Below are 25,513 nucleotides of genomic sequence, written 5' to 3'. Positions count from 1 at the left end.
GAACGGGTCGACCCACGGAAGGCTTACGGCGGACATGGCGCAGCAGGAGAACGAGGTCATCGCGGTGGACGACGACGGTTACGTCGTGGACACCGAGGACTGTGAGGCGCGCGAGCTCGCCCACCGCGAGCGCGGCACCGCCCGTCCCATCACGGTGGTCGGCAACCCGGTGCTGCACCGCGAGTGCAAGGACGTCACCGAGTTCGGCGACGAACTGGCCGAGCTGATCGACGACATGTTCGCCAGCCAGAAGGCCGCCGAGGGCGTCGGCCTCGCCGCGAACCAGATCGGCGTGGACGCCAAGGTCTTCGTCTACGACTGCCCGGACGACGAGGGCGTCCGCCACACCGGCGTCGTCGTCAACCCGAAGCTCGTCGAGCTGCCGGCCGGCTCCCGCGTCCTCGACGACTCCAACGAGGGCTGCCTCTCCGTCCCGACCGCGTACGCCTCCCTGGCCCGCCCGGACTACGCCGAGGTCACCGGGCAGGACGCCCAGGGCAACCCGATCAAGGTGCGGGGCACCGGCTACTTCGCGCGCTGCCTCCAGCACGAGACGGACCACCTGTACGGCTACCTGTACATCGACCGCCTCTCCAAGCGCGACCGCAAGGACGCCCTGCGGCAGATGGCCGAGGGCACCCCGCGCTACGAGACCGTCCCGAACGACTGACGCACCCGCGGCGGCGCGGCGGCCGGCCCCGGCCTCAGGTCTCAGGCCGCCGCGCCGCCCGGGCCGCGGAAGGTGCGGCGGAAGGCGTTCGGCGTCGTGCCGAGGGTCCGCAGGAAGTGGTGGCGCAGCGCCGCCGCGCTGCCGAAGCCGCAGCGGCCCGCGATGGCGTCCACCGTGTCGTCCGTGGCCTCCAGCAGCTCCTGCGCCAGCAGCACGCGCTGCCGCAGCACCCACTGGTAGGGGGTCGTGCCCGTCTCCTGCAGGAAGCGGCGGGCGAACGTCCGCGGGGACATCCGGGCCCGCTCCGCGAGCTGCTCGACGGTGATCTCCTCGGCCAGGTTGCCGCCCATCCACGCGATCACCCCGCCGACCGCGTCGCCGGACGCACGGGGCAGCGGGCGGCGGATGTACTGGGCCTGGCCGCCGTCCCGGTGCGGCGGCACCACCATCCGCCGGGCCACCACCCCCGCCGCCTCCGCGCCGTGCTCCTGCCGCAGCAGGTGCAGGCAGGCGTCGATCCCCGAAGCCGTCCCCGCGGCGGTGACCACCGGGCCCTCGTCCACGTACAGCACGTCGGGGTCGACGACGGCCCGCGGGAAGCGCCGCGCCAGGGTCTCGGCGTGCATCCAGTGCGTCGTGCAGCGCCGGCCGTCGAGCAGCCCGGCCGCGCCCAGCACGAAGGCGCCGCTGCACACGCTGAGAACCCGCGCCCCGCGGTCCACGGCCCCGCGCAGGGCCGCCAGCAGCGGCTCCGGGTAGGTGCGCGCGGCGGCGCCGCGGTCGGCGGGGACGCAGACCAGGTCCGCCTCCTCCAGGCGCTCCACTCCGTGCGGGGCGACCACGTCGAAGTGCCCGTCGCCGGCGGGCGTGCGGCGGCCGCCCACCGCGCAGACGGCGAAGTCGAACGCCGGCAGCCCCTCCGCGCTGCGGTCGATGCCGAACACCTCGCAGAAGATGCCCAGCTCGAAGGGGGCCACCCCGGGCATCAGCGCCACCGCCACGTTCTTCAGCATGACCACAGTGTGCCCGCCGAACGCCGATCGGCCGGCCGCTGCGCGAGGCAGCCGCCGGCCGATCCGGTGGTGGTGCGGGAGCGGCCGCGGGGGCCGCAGCCGGCTAGAAGTCCTCGTCCAGGTCGACGGTGCCCTCGACCGCGACCTGGTACGCCGACGGGCGGCGCTCGAAGAAGTTCGTCAGCTCCTGCACGCCCTGGAGCTCCATGAAGGAGAACGGGTTCTGCGAGCCGTACACCGGCGGGAAGCCGAGGCGCACCAGGCGCTGGTCGGCGACGCACTCCAGGTACTCGCGCATCGACTCGGTGTTCATGCCGGGCAGGCCGTCGCCGCACAGGTCGCGGCCGAACTGGAGCTCCGCCTCGACGGCCTCCTCCAGCATGGCCGTCACCTGCGCCCGCAGTTCGTCGTCGAAGAGCTCCGGCTCCTCCTTGCGGACCGTGTCCACGACCTCGAACGCGAAGTTCATGTGCATGGTCTCGTCGCGGAAGACCCAGTTCGTGCCGGTCGCCAGGCCGTGCAGCAGGCCGCGGGAGCGGAACCAGTACACGTACGCGAACGCGCCGTAGAAGAACAGGCCCTCGATGCAGGCGGCGAAGCAGATCAGGTTCAGCAGGAAGCGGCGGCGGTCGGCCTGCGTCTCCAGCCGGTCGATCTTCTCGACCGAGTCCATCCACTTGAAGCAGAACTGAGCCTTGTCGCGGATGGAGGGGATGTTCTCCACTGCGGCGAACGCCGCCGCCCGCTCCTCCGGATCGGGCAGGTAGGTGTCCAGCAGCGTCAGGTAGAACTGGACGTGCACGGCCTCCTCGAACAGCTGGCGCGACAGGTACAGGCGCGCCTCCGGGGAGTTGATGTGCTTGTACAGCGTCAGGACCAGGTTGTTCGCCACGATCGAGTCGCCCGTCGCGAAGAACGCGACCAGCCGGCCGATCATGTGCTGCTCGGCGGGCGTCAGCTTCGCCAGGTCGGCGACGTCCGAGTGGAGGTCGACCTCCTCCACCGTCCACGTGTTCTTGATCGCGTCCCGGTAGCGCTCGTAGAAGTCCGGGTAGCGCATCGGGCGCAGCGTCAGCTCGAAGCCGGGGTCGAGCAGGTTCTTGTCGGTCATAGCAGTCGGCGCGCGCGGCGCCGTCCTCCAGAAGTGGTGGTCGGGTGGCGGGAGGGGCTTACTGGCAGGCTTCGCAGGACTCGGGGTTCTCCAGCGAGCAGGCCAGCGCCTCGGCGTCCACGGCCTGCGGCAGCGGGGTCGCGGCGGCCGGGACGGCGGTGCCCGACGCGGCCCGGGCGATCTTCGTCGCCGGACGCGACCGCAGGTAGTAGGTCGTCTTCAGGCCCTGCTTCCAGGCGTACGCGTACATCGACGACAGCTTGCCGATGGTCGGCGTCTCCATGAACAGGTTCAGCGACTGCGACTGGTCCAGGTACGGGGTCCGCGCCGCCGCCATGTCGATCAGGCCGCGCTGCGGGATCTCCCACGCCGTCCGGTACAGCTCGCGGACGTCGGCCGGGATCCAGGTGAAGCCCTGCACCGAGCCGGACGAGTCCCGCAGCGCCTCGCGGGTCTGCGCGTCCCACACGCCGAGCTTCTTCAGGTCCTCCACCAGGTAGGCGTTGACCTGGAGGAACTCACCCGACAGCGTCTCGCGCTTGAACAGGTTCGACACCTGCGGCTCGATGCACTCGTACACGCCCGCGATCGAGGCGATCGTCGCCGTCGGCGCGATGGCCAGCAGCAGGGAGTTGCGCATGCCGGTCTCGGCGATCCGGGTGCGCAGCGCCTCCCAGCGCTCCGGCCAGGCCCGCTCGGTGTCGTAGTGGTCGGGGTGCAGCACGCCCTGCGCCGTACGGGTCTCCGCCCACGCCGGGACGGGGCCGTGCTTCTCGGCGAGGTCGGCGGAGGCCTCGTACGCCGCGAGCATGATGCGCTCGGCGATCTTCGTGGACAGGGCCTTCGCCTCGGCGGAGTCGAAGGGCATGCGCAGCTTGAAGAAGACGTCCTGCAGGCCCATCGCGCCCAGGCCCACCGGACGCCACTTGGCGTTGGAGCGGCCGGCCTGCTCGGTGGGGTAGAAGTTGATGTCCACGACGCGGTCGAGGAAGGTCACCGCCGTGCGGACGGTCTCGTCCAGGCGCTCCCAGTCCATCCCGCCCGTCTCGGCGAGCACGAACGCGCCGAGGTTGACCGAGCCGAGGTTGCAGACGGCGGTCTCGCCGTCGTTGGTGACCTCGATGATCTCGGTGCACAGGTTGGAGGAGTGGACGACGGTGCCGGGCAGCGCGGTCTGGTTCGCGGTCCGGTTGGAGGCGTCCTTGAACGTCATCCAGCCCTGGCCGGTCTGGGCGAGGGTGCGCATCATGCGGCCGTACAGCTCGCGGGCCGGGAGGGTCTTCTTGGCCAGGCCCGCCTGCTCGGCCTTGGTGTACGCGGCGTCGAAGTCCTCGCCGTACAGGTCGACGAGCTCGGGGACGTCGGACGGGGAGAACAGCGACCAGTCGCCGTCGGCGTTCACGCGGCGCATGAACTCGTCGGGGATCCAGTGCGCGAGGTTCAGGTTGTGCGTGCGGCGGGCGTCCTCGCCGGTGTTGTCGCGCAGCTCCAGGAACTCCTCGATGTCCGCGTGCCAGGTCTCCAGGTAGACGGCGGCGGCGCCCTTGCGGCGGCCGCCCTGGTTCACGGCGGCGACGGAGGCGTCGAGGGTCTTCAGGAACGGGACGATGCCGTTGGAGTGGCCGTTGGTGCCGCGGATCAGGGAGCCGCGGGCGCGGATGCGCGAGTACGACAGGCCGATGCCGCCGGCGTGCTTCGACAGGCGGGCCACCTGGTGGTAGCGGTCGTAGATCGAGTCGAGCTCGTCCAGCGGCGAGTCCAGCAGGTAGCAGGAGGACATCTGCGGGTGCCGGGTGCCGGAGTTGAAGAGCGTGGGGGAGGACGGCAGGTAGTCCAGGCGGCTCATCAGCCGGTAGAGGGAGGCGACTTCCTCGACGGCGGCGGCGCTGTCGTCGGCGGCGAGGCCGCAGGCGACGCGCAGCATGAAGTGCTGCGGGGTCTCGATGACCTGGCGGGTGATCGGGTGGCGCAGCAGGTAGCGGCTGTGCAGGGTGCGCAGGCCGAAGAAGCCGAAGCGGTCGTCGGCGCCCTCGGCGAGGGTGTGCTCGACGAGCGCGTCGAGGCGGCTCGCGTGCAGGCGGACGAACTCGGCGGTGCGGTCGGCGATCAGGCCCTCGCGGTGGCCGACCTCGACGGAGGCGGAGAAGGAGGTCGAGCCCTGGCTCGCGGCCTCCTCGGCGACGGCGATCGTCAGCAGCCGGGCGGCGAGCCGGGAGTACGCCGGGTCCTCCGAGATCAGGCCGGCGGCGGCCTCGGTGGCCAGCCCGCGCAGCTCGGCCTCGTCGGCGGCGGCGCTGCGGCCGCGGAGCGCGGCGGCGGCGACGCGGCCCGGGTCGGTGTCGGGAAGGTCGGCGGTCAGCTCGGTGAGGGTGCGCAGCAGCGCGGCCCCGGGGCCCCCGGCCTCAGCTCCGTGGTCGGACGGGTCGGACTCGGCGCGCGGTGCGGAAGGCGCGATGGTCACGGGGGGAGCTCTCCCTCGCTCGGCTCCGGGACACCGGCGGTGCGGGCGCGAGCGGGCGCGCGCGGGCAGGGCCCGGCAGGGCAGCACCGCGCGTCGTCCGCAGGCCCTACCGCGAGGCCCGGACGTGGTCGGCACCCGGTTCGGTCGAGCCGGGCGCACTGTCGACAGGTCGTCGGACTTCGGTGACACCGATGGGTGTACTTCATACCGTTGCGGGACAGTTCCGGATTCCCACCGGATTCCCCTGCGGCGACAGCGAGGATGAGCATACATGTGGTGGGCGCTCTCCGTGCGACCCCCTAGATGTTGTGTCCGCCTTCGCTGAGCGTGGCCTCACAGCTCCAGTCGGTAGGTGAGGGGCATCGACTTCGCCGAGTGTGCCGGACGGGGACGGACGCCCGGGGCTATCGTCGGAAGCAGCACCGCCGAGGAAAGCGAGCGAGGCATGACCGTGACGGCTGACCGCCCCCAGATCCTGACCGAAGAGTTCGAGACCCTCGCCCGGATAGCCGCCCGCGAGATCGAGGGGTTGCGTCTGGAGTTGATCGGCGGGAAGTTGGGGGTCAAGGCGATGCCGGATGGGGATCACGACCGGATCATCGTGTGGCTCGCCCGCATCTGCATGCAGCACCGGCCCGAGCAGTGGCTTCACGTCGAACGCGGACTGAAGGTCGACCAGTACCGGTCGGGTCGCGCGCGCCCCGACGCCTCGATGGCGCCGGATGGCGCTTTCGAGGGTCAGGGGGAGTGGGCCGATCCGGCCCCGGTCCTGATGGTCGTCGAAGTCACTTCGTACGATTCCGACACGGACGAGCGCGACCGCAAGGAGAAGCCCCGCGCGTACGCGGAGACGGGCATCCCCGTCTTCGTCCTGATCGACCGGGACAACTGCCTGGTGAGTGTCCACAGCGAGCCCGACGGGCAGTTGTACGAGACGGTGCGCACCGTCCCCTTCGGCAAGGACGTCGAGCTGCCCGACCCGGTCGGTTTCTCCTTCTCGACCGAGCCGCTCAAGGACTGGGTGCGCTGAGGTCGCGCACAGCGAAGGGGCCCGCCATGACCGGCGGGCCCCTCCACAGCCGCAGCCCTCAGCAGCAGCGGAAGCCGCCCCGGGGGTCCGACTCGCGGGCGTCGGTGCGGGCGCGTTCGAAGGCGCGGCGGGTCATGACCTCGGCGTCCGGGTCGTGGGAGCGGGCGTGGGCGACGTACCGGTCGTACGCCGCCTCGCCGGAGAACTCCCGTACGTAGTACCGCGCCTTCGCCAGGGCGCCGCGGACGCCGCCGCTCATGCCACCGGCTCCTTCACGCGGCCGCCGCCGGATTCCAGGCCGGCCGCGGCGAGTTCGGCCCGCTCCTCGCGCGTCGCGATGAGCCCGGCCGGTGCGACGATCTTCGATTCGGTCCAGGGGACCTCCGAGAGCGTCGCCGACGCGGGGTTGCGGACGGCCTTGACGCAGGTCCGGAGCGCGTCCAGGAGCACGACCAGGATCAGGAGCGCGAACAGCGCCGACAGCACCCCGTCGACGGTGGCGTTGGTGACGATGGTGTGCATCTCGTCCATGTTCTTGGCGGGCTTCAGGACCTGCCCGGCCTCGATGCCCTCCCGGTACTTGTCGCGCTGGGCGAAGAACCCGACCTTCACGTCGTCCGAGAAGATCTTCTGGTAGCTGGCGGTGAGGGTGACGGCCACGTCCCAGGCGAGCGGCACGCCGGTCACCCAGGCCCATTTGAGCCGGCCGGACTTCACCAGCAGCGTCGTGCAGACGGCCAGGGCCACCGCGGCGAGCAGCTGGTTCGCGATGCCGAACAGCGGGAAGAGCTGGTTAATGCCGCCCAGCGGGTCCTTGACGCCGACCCACAGGAAGTATCCCCAGGCGCCGACGACGAGCGCGCTGGCCAGCCAGACGCCGGGCTTCCAGCTGACGTCCTTGAAGGACTTGTGCACGTTGCCGAGGGTGTCCTGGAGCATGAACCGGCCGACGCGGGTGCCCGCGTCGAGCGTGGTCAGGATGAACAACGCCTCGAACATGATGGCGAAGTGGTACCAGAACGCCTTCATGCCGGCGCCGCCGACGACGGCCGAGAAGATCTCCGACATCCCGAGTGCGAACGTCGGCGCGCCGCCGGTGCGGGACAGCAGGCTGCTCTCCTCGACGTCCTTCGCGGCCTGCGCGAGGTACTCGGGCGAGACGGCGAAGCCGAAGTCGGCGACGGCCTGCGAGGCGCTCTGGACGGTGGTGCCGACGACGCCGGCGGGGGAGTTGACCGCGAAGAACAGCCCGGGCTCGATGATCGTCGCGCAGATCATCGCCATGACGGCCACGAAGGACTCGGTCAGCATGGAGCCGTAGCCGATGACCCGGACCTGGGTCTCCTTCTGGATCATCTTCGGGGTGGTGCCGGAGGAGACCAGGGCGTGGAAGCCGGACAGGGCGCCGCAGGCGATCGTGATGAAGACGAACGGGAACATCGACCCGGCGAAGACGGGCCCGTCGCCGCGGGAGGCGAACTCCGTGACGGACGGCATCCGCAGGGTCGGCATGGCGATGACGACGCCCAGGGCGAGCATCGCGATCGTGCCGATCTTCATGAAGGTGGAGAGGTAGTCGCGGGGCGCGAGCAGCATCCACACCGGCAGGACGGAGGCGACGAAGCCGTACGCGACCATCCAGATGATCAGCGTCTCCTTCTCCAGGGTGAAGGTCGACGCCAGCGAGGACTCGGCGACCCAGCCGCCCGCGACGATCGCGAGCAGCAGCAGGACGACGCCGATGACGGAGACCTCCGTGACCCGCCCGGGCCGCAGCACGCGCAGGTAGAAGCCCATGAAGAGGGCGATCGGGATGGTCATGCCGATGGAGAACACGCCCCAGGGGGAGTGGGCGAGGGCGTTGACGATGACGAGCGCGAGCACCGCCAGCAGGATGATCATGATGGCGAACACGGCGACCAGGGCGGCGGCGCCGCCGACGGGGCCGATCTCGTCCCGGGCCATCTGCCCCAGCGAGCGCCCGTCGCGCCGGGTGGAGAAGAACAGGGTGACCATGTCCTGGACGGCGCCCGCGAAGATGACGCCGGCGACGATCCAGATGGTGCCGGGCAGGTATCCCATCTGTGCGGCGAGGACGGGGCCGACCAGGGGGCCGGCGCCGGCGACGGCGGCGAAGTGGTGGCCGAAGAGCACCCGGCGGTCGGTGGGGTGGAAGTCGACGCCGTTGTCGAGGCGTTCGGCGGGGGTGGCCCGCGTCTTGTCGACCTTGAGCACGCGGTGCGCGATGAACCGCGCGTAGAAGCGGTAGCCGATCGCGTACGAGCCGAGCGCCGCGGCGAGCATCCAGGCGGCGGAGACCTCCTCGCCGCGGGAGAGGGCCAGCACGGTCCAGCCGGCGGCCCCGACGAGGGCCACGAGCACCCACACGGCGATCGACTTCGGCGTCATGCGGCCCGACGCGGAAGGCGAGCCCGGGCTCGCGCCCGGACCCGCCTCGTGGTGTTGCGTCCCTCTTGCTTCCGGTTTCGGCATGATCCTCGTCCCCTCGTTGATCATCTGCGCGAGCGCAGGGAATCTACGGGGGCCGCCCGCTGTGCGTAAGCCCCCGTCCGCATGGCGAAACGAGAGTGAACTACGGATCAGACGGCGGGGCGCTGGAGTCGGGCGACGAACTTGTAACGATCTCCGCGGTAGACCGAGCGCACCCACTCCACGGGCTCGCCGTCGGCGTCCAGGGAGTGCCGGGAGAGCATCAGCATGGGCAGGCCGACGTCGGTGCCGAGCAGTCCGGCCTCGCGCGGGGTGGCCAGCGAGGTCTCGATGGTCTCCTCGGCCTCGGCGAGCCGGACGCCGTACACCTCGGCGAGGGCGGTGTAGAGGGAGCTGTACTTGGCCAGCGACCGGCGCAGGGCGGGGAAGCGCTTGGCGGACAGGTGGGTCGTCTCGATGGCCATGGGCTCGCCGCTGGCCAGGCGCAGCCGCTCGATGCGCAGCACCCGCCCGCCCGTGGTGATCTTCAGCAGCCCGGCGAGGGTGTCGTCGGCGGTGACGTAGCCGATGTCGAGGAGCTGGGAGGTGGGCTCCAGGCCCTGGGCGCGCATGTCCTCCGTGTAGGAGGAGAGTTGCAGGGGCTGGGAGACCTTGGGCTTGGCGACGAAGGTGCCCTTGCCCTGGATGCGCTCCAGCCGGCCCTCGACGACGAGCTCTTGGAGGGCCTGGCGGACGGTGGTCCGGGAGGTGTCGAACTCGGCGGCGAGCGTGCGCTCCGGGGGGACGGGCGTGCCGGGGGGCAGCGTTTCCGTCATGTCGAGCAAGTGCCTCTTGAGTCGGTAGTACTTGGGCACGCGCGCGGTGCGAGTGGCCGCCCCGCCCTCCGGCTCGGTGGTCGCCCCTTCGGTGGCCATCGCCGCCCGCCTTCCCGACTCCAGTTTCACTGCCGTCACCGGCTCCTCCGATATGTGCGGTCACATCGTGACACGGGTGGGAGGGCAGGCCTCCTCCCTCCCCCAGGTGTCGGTCCGGTAACGGGACCGGGCCCCCGATCATTAGACCCTTGACACCCCTAAAGGTCTAGGCCAAGCTCCGGTTACTGGTCTACACCAATATGGATCAGATCCCGGCCCAACGGGCAGTAATAGGTGCATGTCACCGCGGCGGGCAAGGGAAGTTGCAGGCAGCATCCCTGAGGAGGGTGGCGTGAAGCGCAAGCTCATCGCGGCGGTCGGTGTCGCGGGCATGATGGCCGGTGTCGCCGCGTGTGGCAACGGTGGCGACGACAAGGGCAAGACCGACGCGGGCGGCGCCAAGGAGATCACCGTCTGGGTGATGGACGGTTCCGCGCCCAAGGCCTGGATCGACGAGGTCAACAAGGAGTTCGCGGCCAAGCACCCCGGTGTCACGGTCAAGGTCGAGGTCCAGGCGTGGAAGGGCATCCAGGAGAAGGTCACCACCGCCCTCTCCGAGAACACCCCGCCGGACGTGCTGGAGCTCGGCAACACCCAGACCGCGGGCTACGCCGTCACCGGCGGCCTCGCCGACCTCACCAAGGACAAGGGCGGCCTCGGCGCCGACGCCTGGCCGAAGAGCATGCTGGAGTCCGCGGAGTACGAGGGCAAGCTGTACTCGGCCCCGTGGTACGCCGCCAACCGCGTCGTCGTCTACGACAAGAAGGCCTTCGAGAAGGCCGGCGTCACCCCGCCGAAGACCCGCGACGAGTGGATCGCCGGCCTGGACAAGCTGAAGGCCGCGGACCCGAACACGCAGCCGATCTACCTCCCCGGCCAGAGCTGGTACGTCCTCGCCGGCCTCGTCTGGGACGAGGGCGGCGAGCTCGCGGTCAAGGACGGCGGCAAGTGGAAGGGCGGGCTCGGCACCCCGCAGGCCGCCTCCGCGATGGAGTTCTACAAGAAGCTGCAGTCCTACTCCACCGCCCCCAAGGACAAGGACGAGGCCAGCCCGCAGCAGTCCACCGACGTCGTCCCCAAGGGCGGGGTCGCGTCCTGGATCGGCCTCGGCTGGGAGGCCGGCGGTGCGGAGAAGGCGCTGAAGGACGCGGGCAAGGAGGCCGACTTCGGCTACTTCCCGATCCCCGGCAAGACCGCCGACAAGCCCGGCACCGTCTTCCTCGGCGGCTCGAACCTCGCCGTCGCCGAGCGCTCCAAGAACAAGGAGCTCGCCAAGGAGTGGCTGGCGCTGGCCACCGGCAAGGACCAGATGACCAAGTACGCCGCCGAGGTCAAGGGCTCGCTGCTGCCGAACCAGGCCGCCGCCAACTTCACCCCGGCCCCGGGCTCCTTCGCCGAGGCCATGGGCAAGGCCGGCGTCAACGGCCGCATCACCCCGGTCACCCCGGGCTGGGCCAACGTCGAGACCGAGCCGAACCCGCTCAAGGAGTTCATGACGAAGGTCCTGAAGGGCGAGGACCCGGCCAAGGCGGGCGCGGAGGCCGACAAGGAGATCGCGAACCGCATCAACAAGTGACGTCCCGCAGCACCTGCTGCGGCGCCACACCCCGCCCGGGCCGATCGGCCCGCGCAGCACAGCAGTGAACGCACCCGGGGGTGCGGCGGGCGCCCCGGCGGCGCCCGCCGCGCCCCCGGGTCGCAGGGAGGGACGCAGGCGCGCCGCCCGCCCGCCCGCCGCCGACCGGGCGGGCCGCCCGCCGGTCGCCACCGTCAACCGCGAGGAAACCAAGACATGACCGTGCACTCCCAGGGAGCGGCGACCGCTCCACAGGACGCACCCCACGAGCCCGGGGGGCCCAAGGCGCCGCAGCCGCCGCAGCGGCCCGCCGGCGTCCCGGAGGCGGCCCCCGCTCCTCGCGGGCGCAGAGCGGCGCTCCCCTCGGGATGGTTGCCGTACCTCCTGGTCGCGCCGGCCGTGCTCAGCATGGCCGTCCTGCTCCTGTACCCGCTCGCCAAGAACGTGATCCTGTCGTTCCAGAAGGTCGACAAGATCGAGTTCATCCAGCGCAAGGCACCGTTCCACGGCGTCGAGAACTACACCCAGCTGCTCGGCGACGCGCAGTTCTGGACCGTCGTCCTGCGCTCGTTCCTCTTCACCGCCGCCAACGTCGCCGTGATCATGGTGGTCGGCAGCCTCATCGGGCTGCTGCTGAACCGCCTCGGCAAGTGGATGCGGCTCGTGCTGTCGATGGCCCTCGTCATGGCCTGGGCCATGCCGATCGTCGCCTCCGTGACCGTCTTCCAGTGGCTGTTCGACGAGCAGTTCGGCGTCATGAACTGGCTGATGCGCACGCTCGGTTTCTCCGGCTACGAGCAGCACAACTGGTTCGAGTCCGGCCTGTCCACCCTGGTGATCATCACGGTCCTGGTCGTCTGGGGCTCGGTCCCCTTCGTCGCGCTCAACATGTACGCCGGCCTCACCACGGTCGGCGGCGAGCTCTACGAGGCCGCCCGCATGGACGGCGCGAACGGCTGGCAGACCTTCTGGCAGGTCGTCTTCCCCAACCTCAAGCCGTTCTTCCTCGTCACCACGTTCCTTGAGGTCATCTGGGTCTTCAAGGCCTTCACCCAGGTGTACGCGATGAACCGCGGCGGCCCGGACCGCGCCTCCGAGACCCTGCCCGTCTTCGCGTTCGTCGAGGGCCAGAGCCAGGGCCACTACGCGCTCGCCGCGGCCATCTCCGTCCTGACGATCGTGATGCTCGTGGTCGTCATGTCCTTCTACTTCCGCCTGATCCTGAAGCAGGAGGAGGAGCAGTGAGCACCACCACCGCGCCGAAGCCCGCCCCCGCCGCCCCGCAGCGCCCGCGCCTGCGCACCCGGCGCCCCCTGCGCCCGGCGGCCGTCGTGAAGAACGCGGGCGCCCTGGCCCTGGCGGCGCTCTTCCTCTTCCCCGTCTACTGGATGTTCTCCTCGGCGTTCAAGCCGTCGGGGGAGATCCTCGCCAAGGACCCCGTCTTCTTCTTCACCCCGACGCTGGACAACTTCACCAAGGCCACCGGCGTCGAGTTCTTCTGGACGTACGTGCAGAACAGTCTGCTCGTGACCGTCGGCGCCGTACTGCTGGCCCTGCTCGTCGCGCTCGCCGCGAGCTTCGCCATCGCCCGCATGCGCTTCGCCGGCCGCAAGGGGCTCGTCCTCGGCGTGATGATGGCGCAGATGGCCCCCTGGGAGGTCATGGTCATCGCCATGTACATGATTGCCCGGGACGCCGAGATGCTGAACAGCCTCGGCCTGCTCACCGCGATCTACTTCGTGATGGTCCTGCCCTTCACCATCTGGACCCTGCGCGGCTTCATCGCCGCCGTCCCGGTGACCCTGGAGGAGGCCGCCCAGATCGACGGCTGCACCCGGGGCCAGGCCTTCCGGAAGGTGATCTTCCCGCTGCTCGCGCCGGGCCTGATGTCCACCTCGCTCTTCGGCTTCATCACCGCCTGGAACGAGTTCGCCATGGTCCTGATCCTCAACAAGGACAAGGCGGCGCAGACCCTGCCGCTGTGGCTGACCCAGTTCCAGACCGCCTTCGGCAACGACTGGGGCGCCACCATGGCCGCGTCCTCGCTCTTCGCGGTCCCCGTCCTGGTCATCTTCGTCTTCCTCCAGCGCAAGGCCGTCGGCGGCATGACCGCCGGCGCCGTGAAGGGATAAACGCCATGACCGTCCTTGCGCACGGCACCGCGGCCCCCGGAGGCCAGGGCGACGCCCTCGCCCGCGACGCCCTCGCCGTCCTCCAGCCCGGCTTCGAGGGCACCACCGCCCCCGCCTGGCTGCTGCGCCGCCTCTCCGAGGGCCTGGTCTCCGTCGGCCTCTTCGGCCGCAACATCACCTCCCCCGCCCAGCTCGCGGCGCTCACCGCGCAGCTGCGCGCCGAGCGGGAGGACGTCCTCGTCGCCATCGACGAGGAGGGCGGCGACGTCACCCGGCTGGAGGTCCGCGGAGGCTCCTCCTTCCCCGGCAACCTCGCCCTCGGCGCCGTCGACGACACCGCCCTGACCCGAGAGGTCGCCCGCGAGCTGGGCCGCCGCCTCGCCGAGTGCGGCGTCAACTTCAACTGGGCCCCCTCGGCGGACGTCAACTCCAACCCCGACAACCCGGTCATCGGCGTCCGCTCCTTCGGCGCCGACACCGCCCTCGCCGCCCGGCACACCGCCGCCTACGTGGAGGGCCTCCAGGCCACCGGCGTGGCCGCCTGCACCAAGCACTTCCCCGGCCACGGCGACACCAACGTCGACTCGCACCACGCGCTGCCGCGCATCGACGCCGACCTCGACACCCTCGCCGCCCGCGAGCTCGTCCCCTTCCGGGCCGCCATCGAGGCCGGCACCAAGGCCGTGATGAGCGCCCACATCCTCGTACCGGCCCTGGACCCGACCCGGCCGGCCACGCTCAGCCCGCAGATCCTGACCGGCCTGCTGCGCAAGGAGCTCGGCTACGAGGGCCTCATCGTCACCGACGGCATGGAGATGAACGCCATCGCCGGGACGTACGGCATCGAGCGCGGCTCCGTCCTCGCCATCGCCGCCGGCGCGGACGCGATCTGCGTCGGCGGCGGGCTCGCCGACGAGGGCACCGTGCTGCGGCTGCGCGACGCCCTCGTCGCGGCCGTGCGCGAGGGGACGCTGTCCGAGGAGCGGCTCGCGGACGCCGCGGCCCGGGTCCGGGCCCTGGCCGGGTGGACGGCCTCGGCCCGGACCGCGGCCGGCGCGGTGCCGGGCGCGCCGCAGGGGGGCGCGCCCGGCATCGGCCTGGAGGCGGCCCGCCGCGCGGTCACCGTCTCCGGCACCCCCGCCCCCCTCACGGCCCCGTACGTGGCCACCCTCGCGCCCGTCGCGAACATCGCGGTGGGCGACGAGACGCCGTGGGGCCTGGCCGGCGCGCTGGCCGAGGTACTCCCGGGCACCGCATCGGGCGTCTTCCCGGAAGGGGCCTCGGCGCAGGACGTCCTCGCCGCGGCCGGCGGCCGCACGGTCGTCGCCGTCGTGCGCGACGCCCACCGCCACGCGTGGATGGCCGAGGTGCTGGACGGGCTCGTCGCGGTCCGCCCCGACACGGTCGTCGTCGAGATGGGCCTGCCCCGGGCCGAGCCCCGAGGGGCGCTGTACATCGCCACGCACGGCGCTGCGCCCGTGTGCGGGCGGGCCGCCGCGGAGGTCATCGCGGGCGGCTGAGACCGTCCCTTCCCGGTCCGTCGGCGCGTGGGGTGCCGGCGGCCCGGGGAGGCGGCGGCGAAGACACCGGAGGCCGGGCCCTGTGGAGGGGGCCCGGCCTTCGGCCTGCCGCTGCTGCCGCCGGGTGCGGCGCCCCTCGCGCGGGGCGCCGCCGGGGCTTACAGGCCCTGCCAGGAGGGCTTGTTCGCGTAGGTGTGGCGGAAGTAGTCCGCGAGCTTCAGCTTGGAGGCGGCGGCCTCGTCCACGACGACCGTCGCGTGCCGGTGCAGCTGCAGCGCGGAGGCCGGGACCAGCGCGGACAGCGGGCCCTCGACGGTCTGCGCGACGGCCTCGGCCTTGCCCTCGCCGGTGGCGAGCAGCACCAGGTGGCGGGCGTCGAGGATGGTGCCGATGCCCTGGGTGATCACGTGGTGCGGGACCTGCTCCAGGTCGCCGTCGAAGAAGCGCGCGTTGTCGACGCGGGTCTGCCGGGTCAGCGTCTTGATGCGGGTGCGCGAGGCGAGCGAGGAGCACGGCTCGTTGAAGCCGATGTGCCCGTCGGTGCCGATGCCCAGCAGCTGGAGGTCGACGCCGCCGGCCTCGGCGAGGGCGCGGTCGTACGCCTCGCAGGCGGCCGGGAGGTCCTCTGCGGAGCCGTCGGGGCCCATGAAGGAGGCCTCCGGCAGGCCGAGGGGCTCGACGACCTCGCGGAGCACGGTGGCGCGGTAGGACTCGGGGTGCCCGGCGGGCAGGCCGACGTACTCGTCGAGCTGGCAGACGCGGGCCCGGGAGGCGTCCACCTCGCCGGCCTTCACCTTGCGCGCGAGGGCCTCGTACACGGGCAGCGGGGTGGAGCCGGTCGCCACGCCCAGCAGGGCGTCGGGCTTGCGGCGGAGCAGGGCGGCCATGGACTCCGCGATGAGCTCGCCGCCTGCCTTGGCGTCCGGGACGATGACAACTTCCACGCGTGGCCTGCCGATCTGGAGTGATGGGTGGTATAGACCAATCTAACAGAGTCGGGACGGCGCGGGCCGGGAAATCCGGCCTTCTTCCATGGTCGTCCCGATCCGCGGACACGGCCTGCGGGCAGGGGCGCGGGAGGTGCGCAGGCGCGGCGGCGGTACGGCAGGTGTGCGGGCGCGGCGGTACGGGGGTGCGCCGGGAGCCGGCGGACGGGGATGCCCTACGCGGAGAAGGGGGCCGTGCGCCGGAAAAAGGGGAGAGGCCCTGGGATTCCTCTGGGCCACGGTGCCGGGGCGGGACCCTCAACCCGCCCGGCACCGTAGCCCGGAGTACTTACGGCCGACGGGTGTGCGGTTCCCGAAGGCCGGTTGGGAGGCTGCCTGCGCGGTCAGGGCAGAGCGCGCGGCCCACCTCGATCCGTCCTCCTGTGCGGGGAGGGCGGAAGCTTACGTCAATTGTGGACTAGACCATTCTGTTCTGTCCATCCAATGTCGGGGTTCGGAAACCCGTCACTTCCTCCAACACTACGCGGAGTACGCCCCTCCTGGATACTCCCCGGTAGTCGCCGTGGGGAAAGTCATGGCCCGAGCCCGGGGTACGCTCGCCACGTGCCCTCCATGAACGACCTCGTACGCCACCACACCGCGCTCGGCGAGACCGACCTGGAATGGCTGCACCTCCTGGTCTCGGAGTGGCAGCTGCTCTCCGACCTCTCCTTCGCCGACCTGGTGCTGTGGGTGCCCACCCTGGACGGCACCCGGTACGTCTCGGTCGCGCAGATGCGCCCGAACACCGGCCCGACCTCCTACCAGGACGACATGGTCGGCCATCTGGTCCCGCGCGGCCGCAGGCCCCTCCTCGACGCGGCCCTCGACGAGGGCCGCATCGTGCGCGAGGGCGATCCGGAGTGGCGCGAGGAGGTCCCTGTCCGCGTCGAGTCGATCCCGGTGCGCCGCGAGGGCCGCGTACTCGGAGTGATCGCCCGCAACACCAACCTGCTCACGGTCCGTACACCGAGCCGGCTGGAGCTGACCTACCTGCAGTCCGCCTCGGACCTGGCGCAGATGATCGCGGCGGGCACCTTCCCGTTCCCCGGCCAGCAGGTCGACATGGACGCCTCGCCGCGGGTCGGGGACGGCCTGATGCGGCTCGACGCCGACGGGGTCGTCACGTACGCCTCGCCCAACGCGCTGTCCGCGTACCACCGGCTGGGACTCGCCTCCGACCTGGTCGGCCAGCACCTCGGCACGACCACCGCCGAACTGGCGCCCTCCCGCGGCCCGGTGGACGAGGCGCTCGCGAAGCTCGCCAGCGGCTGGGCCCCCCGCGAGACCGAGGTCGAGGGCAGCGGCGGGGTGATCCAGCTCCGCGCGATCCCGCTCAAGCCCAAGGGCACCAGGATCGGCTCCCTCGTCCTCTGCCGCGACGTCACCGAACTGCGCCGTCGCGAACGCGAACTGATCACCAAGGACGCGACCATCCGGGAGATCCACCACCGGGTGAAGAACAACCTCCAGACGGTGGCCGCGCTCCTGCGGCTGCAGGCCCGCCGGATGGATTCGGAGAGCGGCCGCGAAGCCCTCAACGAGGCGGTGCGGCGCGTCGGTTCGATCGCGATCGTGCACGAGACGCTCTCACAGAACCTGGACGAGCGCGTGGAGTTCGACGAGATCGCCGACCGGGTGATCGCGATGGTGGCGGAGATCTCGCCGGGCAAGGTGGACTGCCGGCGCGTGGGGCGGTTCGGGATCCTGGACGCGGAGGTCGCCACCCCGCTGTCGATGGTGCTGACCGAGATCCTGCAGAACGCGCTGGAGCACGCCTTCACCCAGGGGGAGGGCGGCACCGTGGAGGTGACCGCGGCGCGCAGCGGCACCGGGCGGGCGGACGGGCGGCTGCTGATCACGGTGCTGGACGACGGCTCCGGGCTGCCGGAGGGCTTCGACCCGAAGAGCGCCGGCAACCTCGGCCTGCAGATCGTCCGGACGCTGGTGGAGGGCGAGCTCGGCGGCTCCTTCGACATGGTCCGGGCCGAGCCGCGCGGCACCAAGGTCGTCCTCGACGTGCCCGTCAGCCCCCAGAAGTGACGCGCAGCCCCGTCACGCCGTGTGACGGGACGGTGGCGGCGACCTGCGGGCCGTGTTCACGCTACGTAGCCCCCGGGCAGCACTGAGCCCCGGCCGGGACCGTCCAGCGGTGGCTGGCGGAGGTCCCGTTCCGGGGCTGAGAGCACGGTGCTGAGCGCTGTCGGTGGTGCTGCGCGCCGCAGCTCGAGGCTCGAAAGTCGATGTCAGGCGCTGGCGTTGCGCGCCCGGTTGCGAGCGGCGCGGCGCTTCATGGCGCGGCGCTCGTCCTCGCTGAGGCCGCCCCAGACACCGGAGTCCTGGCCGGACTCGAGCGCCCACTGCAGGCACTGCTCCATGACGGGGCAGCGGCGGCAGACGGCCTTGGCTTCCTCGATCTGCAGCAGCGCAGGACCGGTGTTGCCGATGGGGAAGAAGAGTTCCGGGTCTTCCTCGCGGCAAACGGCGTTGTGACGCCAGTCCATGGCTGCTCCATCTCCTTGTATTGCGGGCAGGTTGCTTGTGAATGTGAACGCTTTCACGAATCCCCCCGGAGGGAAGGGCGACCACCCGGCTTGCTCAAAGGTGGGCCGGAGACTCGTGGAAGGGGTTCTGGCGGTCTGTCGGAGTGCCGGATCTTGCGGGCCGTCCCGATCGCCATGAAGAGATTCGCAAACCTCGGACGGGGATACAACCCCTTCCGGAAAGTTTTTTTTGATTCATCGGTGTCTACTAGGTCACAGCCCTACATCTTGAGGGTGGACCGGCGCGTAAACGTTCGAGTGAAAGGAGTTTGGGGCCTTCCACTCACACAATCACACGCAGTGCACGGCGAACGCCTGTGAACTGAACGCTGGTGCGCAAACCGAGGTGGTCTCCGTCCATCTGGAACGGAAGGGGAACCTTCGAATGCAAGGTGAAGGCCGTCAGATCGTGCAGGGACACGGCGTGCTTGCCCTGCGGGCCGCGCTCAGGAGTCGAGGTCAGGAGCTGGGTGGCGTAGCGCGCGACGGCCGAAGTTGACAAACGACTGAGGGCCAGTACGTCAAGTGCGGTGTCGAACGACGCCTCCGGGGAGGCGTACAGGGGCCGGTTCCCCAGGTACGTCCAGGGGGAGGTGTTGCAGACTATCGACAGCACCAGGCCGTGCACGGGATCCGCGCCCGGACGCTCCAGCGTCACCGTCCCGCGCCGGCGGTTCGGCTCCTCCCAGAACTGGCGCAGGAGCTGCCGTACGTAGAGGGCGTGCGTCGAGCGCTTGCCGCGCTCGCGCTGCTGTTCGACCCGCCCCACGACGCCCGCGTCGAAGCCGAAGCCCGCGCAGAAGGTGAACCAGCGCGCCGGAACCGACTCGTCCTCCGTGCCCGGGACGCCGGCCGCGTGGCCGAGGCCGACCGTCCGCTCGCGGCGCTCGCGCAGCGCGTCCAGCAGGGCGCCCGTCGCCTCGACCGCGTCGTTCGGCAGCCCGAGCGCACGGGCGAACACGTTCGTCGACCCCCCGGGGACCACCGCCAGCCGGGGCAGGGAGTCCGGGTCGGGCCCGTCGTGGAGGATCCCGTTGACGACCTCGTTGACGGTGCCGTCGCCGCCGAGGGCCACCACCAGGTCGACGCCGTTCTCCGCGGCCCGCCGCCCGAGGTCCCGGGCGTGCCCCCGGTACTCCGTCGTCACCGCCTCCAGCTTCATCTCGCTGGCCAGGGCGTGGATCAGGACGTCGCGCGTGCGCGCACTGGTGGTCGTCGCTGCTGGGTTGGCCACGAGGAGTGCACGCATGGACGCCAGCCTACCGACCCGTCCACAGGCGGCCCATACTGCCCGTCCCCTGCCGCCGGCCGGGCGCGCGGCTACCCTGCTGGGGTGAGTACCAAGCCCACCCCCGCCACCGACCGGCCCGCCGCCCCGCTGCCCGGCCGGCTCACCGCCGCCGCCGCGCTCACCGCGCTCGAAGGCCTGGCGCTCGCCGGGCTCGGCATCTACCTGCTCGTCGTCGGCGTCGCCGGGGACGTCGACTCCGCGCAGCAGGCGGAGACCGGCGGGCTCACCATGATCGCCCTGGCGGCGCTGCCGCTGGCCGCCGCCCGGGGGCTGCGCCTGGGCCGCCGCTGGAGCCGCGGGCCCGCGCTGATCACCCAGCTGATGGCGCTGCCCGTCGCCTGGACCCTCTACTCCACGGGCGGCGCGATGACCGCCGCCGCGGCGGCGCTCGCCGCGGCCGCCGTAGCGGTCGTCGTCCTGCTGGTGAACCCGACCGCCACCGAGGCGCTCGGCATCGGCGAAGCCCCGCAGCGGTAGCGCCGCGGGGCAGAGCGGGCGGGCGTACGGGGCAGGCCGGTCCTGCCGGCCCGCCCGTCTACTCCTCGACCAGCAGCTTCTCCCGCAGCTGGGCCAGCGTGCGGGCCAGGAGGCGGGAGACGTGCATCTGGGAGATGCCGACCTCCTGCGCGATCTGCGACTGGGTCATGTTGCCGAAGAACCGCAGCAGCAGGATCCGCTTCTCCCGCGGCGGCAGCCCCTCCAGCAGCGGCTTGAGCGATTCGCGGTACTCGACGCCCTCCAGCGCCTCGTCCTCCGCGCCCAGGGTGTCCGCCACCGCCGGCGACTCGTCGTCGGTGTCGGGGACGTCCAGCGACAGCGTGCTGTAGGCATTGGCCGATTCCAGCCCCTCCAGCACCTCCTCCTCCGAGATCCCGAGCCGCTCGGCAAGCTCGTGGACGGTGGGGGAGCGGCCGTGCTGCTGTGACAGCTCGGCCGTGGCCGTCGTCAGCGACAGCCGCAGCTCCTGGAGGCGGCGCGGCACCCGGACCGCCCAGCCCTTGTCCCGGAAGTGCCGCTTGATCTCCCCGACCACGGTCGGCGTCGCGTACGTGGAGAACTCCACCCCGCGGTCCGGGTCGAACCGGTCCACCGACTTGATCAGGCCGATCGTGGCGACCTGGGTGAGGTCGTCCAGCGGCTCCCCGCGGTTGCGGAACCGCCGGGCCAGGTGCTCCACCAGCGGCAGGTGCATCCGGACGAGCCGGTTGCGCAGCTCTGCCTTCTCCGGCGAGCCGTCGGGCAGCGCCCGCAGCTCGACGAACAGGGCGCGGGCGCCGCTGCGGTCGCGCGGATCGGGCAGGGGCGGCGGGCTCACCGGGGTCACCGGGAGTTCCGCGACCGCGCCCGCCGCGGCCTCCTCCTCGTCGTCGTACGCGCCGGGGAAGGCCGCGGGCTCCGGGCCGAGGTCCGGCTCCCGGGCCGCGGGTGGCCGCGCCGCCTGTGGTTCTTGGTGCTGGTTCTCGCTCATGGGGCCCGCCCGTCGCTCCGCCGAGTCCAAAAAGCCGTGGTCCGCATCCGCGTCAGCCGGGTGCGGCCGGGCGTGCTGCTGTTCCGGGATGCCGCCGTCGACCTCGTGCCGTACCCGGGGCCGATCCCCGCCCCGCACCGGGATCTCCCCGCCGCTCACGCCGGCCCTGGACCCGCGCCGCGCTGTTTGTAGAGGCTGATGCTCACCGTCTTGTCCTCCTCGACCGCGGACTCGACCTTGCCGGCGAGCGCCGACAGGACGGTCCACGCGAACGTGTCGCGCTCGGGCGCCCGGCCGTCGGTCGTCGGCGCCGCCACGGTCACCTCCAGCGAGTCGTCGACCAGCCGGAACACGCAACTGAGGACGGAGCCGGGCACGGCCTGCTGGAGCAGGATCGCGCAGGCCTCGTCCACCGCGATGCGGAGGTCCTCGATCTCGTCGAGGGTGAAGTCCAAACGTGCCGCGAGGCCGGCCGTGGCCGTTCGGAGCACCGACAGGTAGGCACCCGCAGCGGGCAGCCGGACTTCCACGAAGTCCTGGGTCCCGGGCTCGCCTGCGATCTGGGACACCCTCACCTCCAAGGTGGTACGAGCTCTGTTCGCCGGTGACGCTACCGCGATCCGGTCGATCGTGTCGCGGCACCCCTCATCACACCCGTACGCGACACCCGCGCCTACGTGCGGTGACTGATGGTATGCCCACGGGTACGCACAGTGGCTAGGGGTCTGCGGGCCCAAATCGGGGGAGCCGGCGGAGGGTTGACCTACCCCCTGCTCAGACGATCGAACCGTCCACGAAACACCACCGCCACGTCTCGCCCGGTTCGAAGCTCCGCATCACCGGATGGCCGGTGGCCCGGTAGTGGGCCGAGGCGTGCCGGTGCGGCGAGGAGTCGCAGCAGGCGACGTACCCGCAGGCCAGGCACATCCGCAGCTGCACCGGGTGGCTGCCCAGCGCCGCGCACTCGGGGCACGTCGGCGCGGCCGGGGCGGGCTCGGGGCGCGGCAGTCCGGGAACGTGGGTGCACTCGCTCATGATGGCCAGCGTACTGACGAGCGGCCGCCGCGGGAGCGGACGGCGGCCGCGGCCGCGACGAGCGAGGTGGAACTGCCGATGGAGGTATTGCCGCTGGTGGCCCTGGTGGCGTGCAGCGCGGCGGTGGCCGGCGCGGCCCGCCGGACGCCCGTGCCGGCCCCGCTGCTGCTCGTCGCCGCCGGACTGGCCGCCTCGTACGTGCCCGGGGTGCCCGCGTACGAGCTGGACCCGCACGTCGTGCTCCCGCTGCTGCTGCCCCCGCTGCTGCACACGGCCGCCGTGGACAGCTCGTACCTGGACCTGCGGGCGAACGTGCGGCCCGTCGCGCTGCTGTCCGTCGGCTACGTGCTCTTCGCGACCCTGGCGGTCGGGTACGCGGCGTACCTGCTCGTGCCGGGGCTGCCGCTGCCGGTGGCGCTGGTGCTGGGGGCGGTCGTCGCTCCGCCCGACGCGGTCGCGGCGACCGCGATCGCCCGGCGGCTCGGCCTGCCGCACCGGATCACGACCATCCTCCAGGGGGAATCCCTGGTCAACGACGCCACCGCCATCACCGCGTACCGGGTGGCGCTCGCGGCGGCCGTCGGCGCGAGCGCCGGCTGGGCGGGCGGGATCGCGGAGTTCCTGCTGGCGTCGGTCGGCGGGGTCGGCGTCGGCCTGCTGCTGATGGTGCCGATCCACCACCTGCGGACGCGGCTGCGGGACCCGCTGCTGAAGAACACCCTGGCGCTGCTCATCCCGTTCGTGGCGTACGCGGCCGCGGAGCGGGTGCACGCCTCGGGCGTGCTCGCCGTCGTCGTCGTGGCCCTGTACCTGGGGCACCGGAACTGGCAGGTGGACTTCGCGACGCGGCTCCAGGAGGAGGCGGTGTGGAAGGTCGTCGCCTTCGTCCTGGAGTCCGTGGTCTTCGCGCTGATCGGCCTCCAGCTGCCGGTGGTCCTGGAAGGCCTCGGGGAGTACGAGGGCGCGGCCGTGGCCTGGTACGCGTCGGCGGTGTTCGCCGCCGTGGTCGTCTCCCGGTTCGTGTGGGTGTTCCCGGCGACGTTCCTTCCGCTGCGGCTGTCGGCGCGGATCCGGGCGAGGGAGCCGGACACCACCTGGAAGGGGGCCGTCGTGGTGGGCTGGGCCGGCATGCGCGGGGTGGTGTCGCTGGCGATCGCCTTCTCCGTGCCGATGGACGTGCCGCACCGCAGCCTCATCCTGTTCCTCACCTTCACGACGGTCATCGGGACGCTGGTCGTGCAGGGCCTGACGCTGCCGCCGCTGATCCGGCTGCTGCGGCTGCCGGCCCCCGACGCCAAGGCGCAGACGCTGGCGGAGGCGCAGGCACAGAGCGAGGCCTCGCGGGCGGCGGAGGAGCGGCTCGCCGAACTGCTCGCCGAACCGCGGAACGCGCTGCCGCCGCCGCTCGCGGAGCGGCTGCGCACGGTGCTGGAGCGGCGCCGCAACGCGGTGTGGGAGCGGCTCGGCGAGGTGAACGCGCTGACCGGGGAGTCCGCCGACGACGTCTACCGGCGGCTCGCACGGGAGATGATCGCCGCCGAGCGGGAGGTGTTCGTCGCGCTGCGGGACGAACGGCGCATCGACGACGAGATGCTGCGCGGCCTGCTGCGCCGCCTGGACCTGGAGGAGGCGGCCGCCTACCGCGAGGAGGCGGGCTGACGCCCGGCGGCGCGCCCGGCGGCCTGTGCGCTCAGGGCCGGCCGGTGACGACGGCCGTGACGGCGCTGCCCCGCGGGAACTCCCCGCGCTCCGCCAGCTCGGCCAGGGCCCACAGCAGCTTGGCCACGTAGATCCGCTCGACGGGGACGCCGTGCCGGTCCTCGAAACCGGCGGCGAACGCCTCCAGCGCGGCGGGCACGCGCGCGTAGCCGCCGTGGTCGAAGCCCTCGGCGAGGCTCCAGTCCCCGGCGGGGCCGCCGAAGGCCTGCTGCTGGAGGGAACGCACCTCCCCTCCCAGGAACCCGCCGGCGAGGACCGGAACCCCGATGGCCCGCTGCCCCGGGCCCAGCCCGGCCGCCAGCCCGGCGAGGGTCCCGCCGGTCCCGCACGCGACGGCGACGGCCTCGGACACGCCCCGCAGCTCCCGGCCCAGCGCGGCGCAGCCTTCGAGGGCCAGGGCGTTGCTGCCGCCCTCGGGCACGGCGTACGCGGAGGCCGCCCCGGCGGCCTCCAGCAGCCGGGCGAGCACCGCCGGCTCGGCCTTGCGCCGGTAGTCGGACCGGGACACGAAGTGCAGCCGCATCCCGTCGGCAGCGCAGCGGGCGAGGGAGTCGTTGAGGGGCCGCCCGGCGAGCTCGTCGCCGCGGACGACGCCGACGGTGCCGAGCCCCAGCAGCCGCCCGGCGGCGGCGGTGGCCCGCAGGTGGTTGGAGTAGGCCCCGCCGAAGGTCACCAGCTCCCGGTGCCCGCCCGCCACGGCGGCCCGCAGGTTCGGCGCGAGCTTGCGCCACTTGTTCCCGGGCAGCTCGGGATGGACGAGGTCGTCCCGCTTGAGCAGCAGCCGCACACCGCACCGCTCGAACCGCGGCTCCCGCACCTCCGCGACGGGGGACGGCGGCCGCTCCCGCAGCAGCACATCGGACTCCAGGAACCGGCTCACCCCGCCATTGTGCGACCCGCCCGCCCCGCCGCGGCCCGCCGGGGCCGGGCCGGCGGGCCGCCCGTGGTGCGTGGCGGGGCCGCCCCGGGCCGGGTCACTTCAGGCGTTCGCCCACGCGGGTGCGGAAGGAGTCCATCGTGAAGCCGCGGGGGTCCGGTTTGCCCGGCTGCCATTCCAGGTGGCCGATCACCGAGCGCTCCGTCCAGCCGTGGACGCGGCAGACCGCCGCCGCGGCGCGGGCCATCGCGTCGAGCTGGACGGTCGGCCAGGGGTCCCGGCCGTCGCCGAGGTTCTCGCATTCGAAACCGTAGAAATGGCGGTTGCCGTCGGTGTCGCGCTCGTTGTCCGGCGGCAGCCGCCTCTCGGCGATCACCGCCGCGAGGACGTCCCGGTCGCCGGAGCCGGCGTGGTTGGCGCGGCCGTAGCCGACGAGGTGGACGCGGCCGTCCTTGGTGATCACGCCGTGGCAGAGCGGCCCGGGCAGGGCCTCGTGGCCGTCGCGGCACAGCTGCACGGTGTACGCCGTGCCGCGCGTGACGGTGTGGTGGATCATCACCCCGTGCACGGGGCCCCACGGGCCCTTGTGGTTGCGGTTGTGGGTGCGCCAGGCGCCGACCTCGACGACGGTCAGGCCCTCGTTGCGCAGTGCGTCGATGAACCGGTCCGCGGACATGGGTGCGGCCATGGACCGCCTCCTTTGCGGTGCATTGCGG

The 25,513-nt window shown here is 72.1% G+C and carries 23 protein-coding genes and 1 riboswitch; of the genes, 9 read left to right on the top strand and 14 right to left on the bottom strand.

The window, feature by feature from the left end; genetic code table 11:
• Nucleotides 1-34 precede the first annotated feature (34 nt).
• A complete protein-coding gene (def, locus tag IE170_RS16745; protein ID WP_189810200.1) occupies nucleotides 35-670 on the top strand; it encodes a peptide deformylase in 636 nt (211 codons plus the stop codon).
• A 41-nt stretch (nucleotides 671-711) separates the two neighbouring features.
• Here the strand turns inward: def and IE170_RS16740 are convergent, their stop codons facing one another.
• From IE170_RS16740 to IE170_RS16730, 3 genes are all read right to left on the bottom strand, one after another.
• Entirely contained in the window at nucleotides 712-1,683 is a 972-nt protein-coding gene (locus IE170_RS16740) for a helix-turn-helix domain-containing protein (protein ID WP_189810199.1), read from the bottom strand.
• A 103-nt stretch (nucleotides 1,684-1,786) separates the two neighbouring features.
• Nucleotides 1,787-2,794 carry a ribonucleotide-diphosphate reductase subunit beta gene (locus IE170_RS16735; RefSeq protein WP_189810198.1) on the bottom strand — a complete coding sequence of 336 codons (1,008 nt, stop codon included), beginning with the start codon at nucleotides 2,792-2,794 and terminating at the stop codon, nucleotides 1,787-1,789.
• Between the two features lie 58 nt (nucleotides 2,795-2,852).
• Nucleotides 2,853-5,255, bottom strand: a complete 2,403-nt coding sequence (locus IE170_RS16730; protein ID WP_189810197.1) for a ribonucleoside-diphosphate reductase subunit alpha — start codon at nucleotides 5,253-5,255, stop codon at nucleotides 2,853-2,855.
• Nucleotides 5,256-5,401: 146 nt separating this feature from the next.
• Nucleotides 5,402-5,524: riboswitch (cobalamin riboswitch) on the bottom strand.
• 176 nt (nucleotides 5,525-5,700) lie between these two features.
• Between IE170_RS16730 and IE170_RS16725 the strand changes: the two genes are divergently transcribed.
• Nucleotides 5,701-6,285, top strand: coding sequence for a Uma2 family endonuclease (locus IE170_RS16725; RefSeq protein ID WP_189810330.1), 585 nt, complete (start codon nucleotides 5,701-5,703; stop codon nucleotides 6,283-6,285).
• 58 nt (nucleotides 6,286-6,343) lie between these two features.
• Here IE170_RS16725 and IE170_RS16720 read toward each other — a convergent pair whose 3' ends face one another.
• The 3 genes from IE170_RS16720 to IE170_RS16710 form a co-directional block, all read right to left on the bottom strand.
• Nucleotides 6,344-6,544 carry a YbdD/YjiX family protein gene (locus IE170_RS16720; protein WP_189810196.1) on the bottom strand — a complete coding sequence of 67 codons (201 nt, stop codon included), beginning with the start codon at nucleotides 6,542-6,544 and terminating at the stop codon, nucleotides 6,344-6,346.
• On the bottom strand, nucleotides 6,541-8,694 hold the full coding sequence (locus tag IE170_RS16715; protein ID WP_189810195.1) for a carbon starvation CstA family protein: 2,154 nt from the start codon (nucleotides 8,692-8,694) through the stop codon (nucleotides 6,541-6,543). Before IE170_RS16715 ends, IE170_RS16720 begins: the two co-directional genes overlap by 4 nt.
• A 191-nt stretch (nucleotides 8,695-8,885) precedes the next feature.
• Entirely contained in the window at nucleotides 8,886-9,650 is a 765-nt protein-coding gene (locus IE170_RS16710; RefSeq protein WP_125541265.1) for a GntR family transcriptional regulator, read from the bottom strand.
• A 292-nt stretch (nucleotides 9,651-9,942) separates the two neighbouring features.
• On the opposite strand from IE170_RS16710, the gene IE170_RS16705 reads away from it, so the two are divergent.
• From IE170_RS16705 to IE170_RS16690, 4 genes are all read left to right on the top strand, one after another.
• Nucleotides 9,943-11,226 (top strand): extracellular solute-binding protein, encoded by a 1,284-nt coding sequence (locus IE170_RS16705; RefSeq protein ID WP_189810194.1) that lies wholly within the window; start codon nucleotides 9,943-9,945, stop codon nucleotides 11,224-11,226.
• A 216-nt stretch (nucleotides 11,227-11,442) separates the two neighbouring features.
• Complete coding sequence (locus tag IE170_RS16700; RefSeq protein WP_189810193.1) at nucleotides 11,443-12,471, top strand: carbohydrate ABC transporter permease; 1,029 nt, start codon at nucleotides 11,443-11,445, stop codon at nucleotides 12,469-12,471.
• 50 nt (nucleotides 12,472-12,521) lie between these two features.
• Entirely contained in the window at nucleotides 12,522-13,358 is an 837-nt protein-coding gene (locus tag IE170_RS16695) for a carbohydrate ABC transporter permease (protein WP_373299006.1), read from the top strand.
• A 5-nt stretch (nucleotides 13,359-13,363) separates the two neighbouring features.
• A complete protein-coding gene (locus IE170_RS16690) occupies nucleotides 13,364-14,878 on the top strand; it encodes a glycoside hydrolase family 3 protein (protein WP_189810192.1) in 1,515 nt (504 codons plus the stop codon).
• 158 nt (nucleotides 14,879-15,036) lie between these two features.
• Here IE170_RS16690 and nagB read toward each other — a convergent pair whose 3' ends face one another.
• Nucleotides 15,037-15,822 (bottom strand): glucosamine-6-phosphate deaminase, encoded by a 786-nt coding sequence (nagB, locus tag IE170_RS16685; protein ID WP_189810191.1) that lies wholly within the window; start codon nucleotides 15,820-15,822, stop codon nucleotides 15,037-15,039.
• Nucleotides 15,823-16,437: 615 nt separating this feature from the next.
• Between nagB and IE170_RS16680 the strand changes: the two genes are divergently transcribed.
• Nucleotides 16,438-17,907 carry a sensor histidine kinase gene (locus IE170_RS16680; RefSeq protein ID WP_189810328.1) on the top strand — a complete coding sequence of 490 codons (1,470 nt, stop codon included), beginning with the start codon at nucleotides 16,438-16,440 and terminating at the stop codon, nucleotides 17,905-17,907.
• 203 nt (nucleotides 17,908-18,110) lie between these two features.
• On the opposite strand, the gene IE170_RS16675 is transcribed toward IE170_RS16680, so the two are convergent.
• Together IE170_RS16675 and IE170_RS16670 are read right to left on the bottom strand one after the other, a co-directional pair.
• On the bottom strand, nucleotides 18,111-18,368 hold the full coding sequence (locus IE170_RS16675; protein WP_003953983.1) for a WhiB family transcriptional regulator: 258 nt from the start codon (nucleotides 18,366-18,368) through the stop codon (nucleotides 18,111-18,113).
• Between the two features lie 322 nt (nucleotides 18,369-18,690).
• Nucleotides 18,691-19,656 (bottom strand): diacylglycerol/lipid kinase family protein, encoded by a 966-nt coding sequence (locus tag IE170_RS16670; RefSeq protein ID WP_189810190.1) that lies wholly within the window; start codon nucleotides 19,654-19,656, stop codon nucleotides 18,691-18,693.
• Between the two features lie 84 nt (nucleotides 19,657-19,740).
• Here IE170_RS16670 and IE170_RS16665 point away from each other — a divergent pair, with 84 nt between their 5' ends.
• Nucleotides 19,741-20,175, top strand: a complete 435-nt coding sequence (locus IE170_RS16665) for a hypothetical protein (protein ID WP_189810189.1) — start codon at nucleotides 19,741-19,743, stop codon at nucleotides 20,173-20,175.
• 58 nt (nucleotides 20,176-20,233) lie between these two features.
• Here IE170_RS16665 and IE170_RS16660 read toward each other — a convergent pair whose 3' ends face one another.
• The 3 genes from IE170_RS16660 to IE170_RS16650 all read right to left on the bottom strand — a co-directional run bounded on the left by IE170_RS16660 (nucleotide 20,234) and on the right by IE170_RS16650 (nucleotide 22,201).
• Nucleotides 20,234-21,325, bottom strand: a complete 1,092-nt coding sequence (locus IE170_RS16660) for an RNA polymerase sigma factor SigF (RefSeq protein ID WP_189810188.1) — start codon at nucleotides 21,323-21,325, stop codon at nucleotides 20,234-20,236.
• Entirely contained in the window at nucleotides 21,322-21,735 is a 414-nt protein-coding gene (locus IE170_RS16655) for an ATP-binding protein (RefSeq protein WP_189810187.1), read from the bottom strand. Before IE170_RS16655 ends, IE170_RS16660 begins: the two co-directional genes overlap by 4 nt.
• A gap of 205 nt (nucleotides 21,736-21,940) precedes the next feature.
• Nucleotides 21,941-22,201, bottom strand: coding sequence for a UBP-type zinc finger domain-containing protein (locus IE170_RS16650; protein WP_189810186.1), 261 nt, complete (start codon nucleotides 22,199-22,201; stop codon nucleotides 21,941-21,943).
• A gap of 78 nt (nucleotides 22,202-22,279) precedes the next feature.
• Between IE170_RS16650 and IE170_RS16645 the strand changes: the two genes are divergently transcribed.
• A complete protein-coding gene (locus IE170_RS16645; protein WP_189810185.1) occupies nucleotides 22,280-23,860 on the top strand; it encodes a Na+/H+ antiporter in 1,581 nt (526 codons plus the stop codon).
• Nucleotides 23,861-23,891: 31 nt separating this feature from the next.
• Here IE170_RS16645 and IE170_RS16640 read toward each other — a convergent pair whose 3' ends face one another.
• Both IE170_RS16640 and IE170_RS16635 read right to left on the bottom strand, forming a co-directional pair.
• Nucleotides 23,892-24,800 (bottom strand): 1-aminocyclopropane-1-carboxylate deaminase/D-cysteine desulfhydrase, encoded by a 909-nt coding sequence (locus IE170_RS16640; protein WP_189810184.1) that lies wholly within the window; start codon nucleotides 24,798-24,800, stop codon nucleotides 23,892-23,894.
• A 94-nt stretch (nucleotides 24,801-24,894) separates the two neighbouring features.
• Entirely contained in the window at nucleotides 24,895-25,485 is a 591-nt protein-coding gene (locus IE170_RS16635; RefSeq protein ID WP_189810183.1) for a peptidoglycan recognition protein family protein, read from the bottom strand.
• Nucleotides 25,486-25,513 lie beyond the last annotated feature (28 nt).

Source organism: Streptomyces toxytricini, from assembly GCF_014649915.1.
Lineage (GTDB): Bacteria > Actinomycetota > Actinomycetes > Streptomycetales > Streptomycetaceae > Streptomyces > Streptomyces toxytricini.
Note: the sequence above shows the minus strand (reverse complement) of the source record. Positions and strands in the feature narration are given on the sequence as shown.

Coding starts and splice junctions, on each gene's coding strand:
- IE170_RS16710 (WP_125541265.1), bottom strand. CDS start 9,650: ATGGCCACCGAAGGGGCGACCACCGAGCCGGAGGGCGGGGCGGCCACT.
- IE170_RS16720 (WP_189810196.1), bottom strand. CDS start 6,544: ATGAGCGGCGGCGTCCGCGGCGCCCTGGCGAAGGCGCGGTACTACGTA.
- IE170_RS16740 (WP_189810199.1), bottom strand. CDS start 1,683: ATGCTGAAGAACGTGGCGGTGGCGCTGATGCCCGGGGTGGCCCCCTTC.
- IE170_RS16715 (WP_189810195.1), bottom strand. CDS start 8,694: ATGACGCCGAAGTCGATCGCCGTGTGGGTGCTCGTGGCCCTCGTCGGG.
- IE170_RS16670 (WP_189810190.1), bottom strand. CDS start 19,656: ATGCGTGCACTCCTCGTGGCCAACCCAGCAGCGACGACCACCAGTGCG.
- IE170_RS16635 (WP_189810183.1), bottom strand. CDS start 25,485: ATGGCCGCACCCATGTCCGCGGACCGGTTCATCGACGCACTGCGCAAC.
- IE170_RS16690 (WP_189810192.1), top strand. CDS start 13,364: ATGACCGTCCTTGCGCACGGCACCGCGGCCCCCGGAGGCCAGGGCGAC.
- def (WP_189810200.1), top strand. CDS start 35: ATGGCGCAGCAGGAGAACGAGGTCATCGCGGTGGACGACGACGGTTAC.
- IE170_RS16735 (WP_189810198.1), bottom strand. CDS start 2,794: ATGACCGACAAGAACCTGCTCGACCCCGGCTTCGAGCTGACGCTGCGC.
- IE170_RS16645 (WP_189810185.1), top strand. CDS start 22,280: ATGGAGGTATTGCCGCTGGTGGCCCTGGTGGCGTGCAGCGCGGCGGTG.
- IE170_RS16650 (WP_189810186.1), bottom strand. CDS start 22,201: ATGAGCGAGTGCACCCACGTTCCCGGACTGCCGCGCCCCGAGCCCGCC.
- IE170_RS16680 (WP_189810328.1), top strand. CDS start 16,438: ATGAACGACCTCGTACGCCACCACACCGCGCTCGGCGAGACCGACCTG.
- IE170_RS16725 (WP_189810330.1), top strand. CDS start 5,701: ATGACCGTGACGGCTGACCGCCCCCAGATCCTGACCGAAGAGTTCGAG.
- IE170_RS16700 (WP_189810193.1), top strand. CDS start 11,443: ATGACCGTGCACTCCCAGGGAGCGGCGACCGCTCCACAGGACGCACCC.
- IE170_RS16675 (WP_003953983.1), bottom strand. CDS start 18,368: ATGGACTGGCGTCACAACGCCGTTTGCCGCGAGGAAGACCCGGAACTC.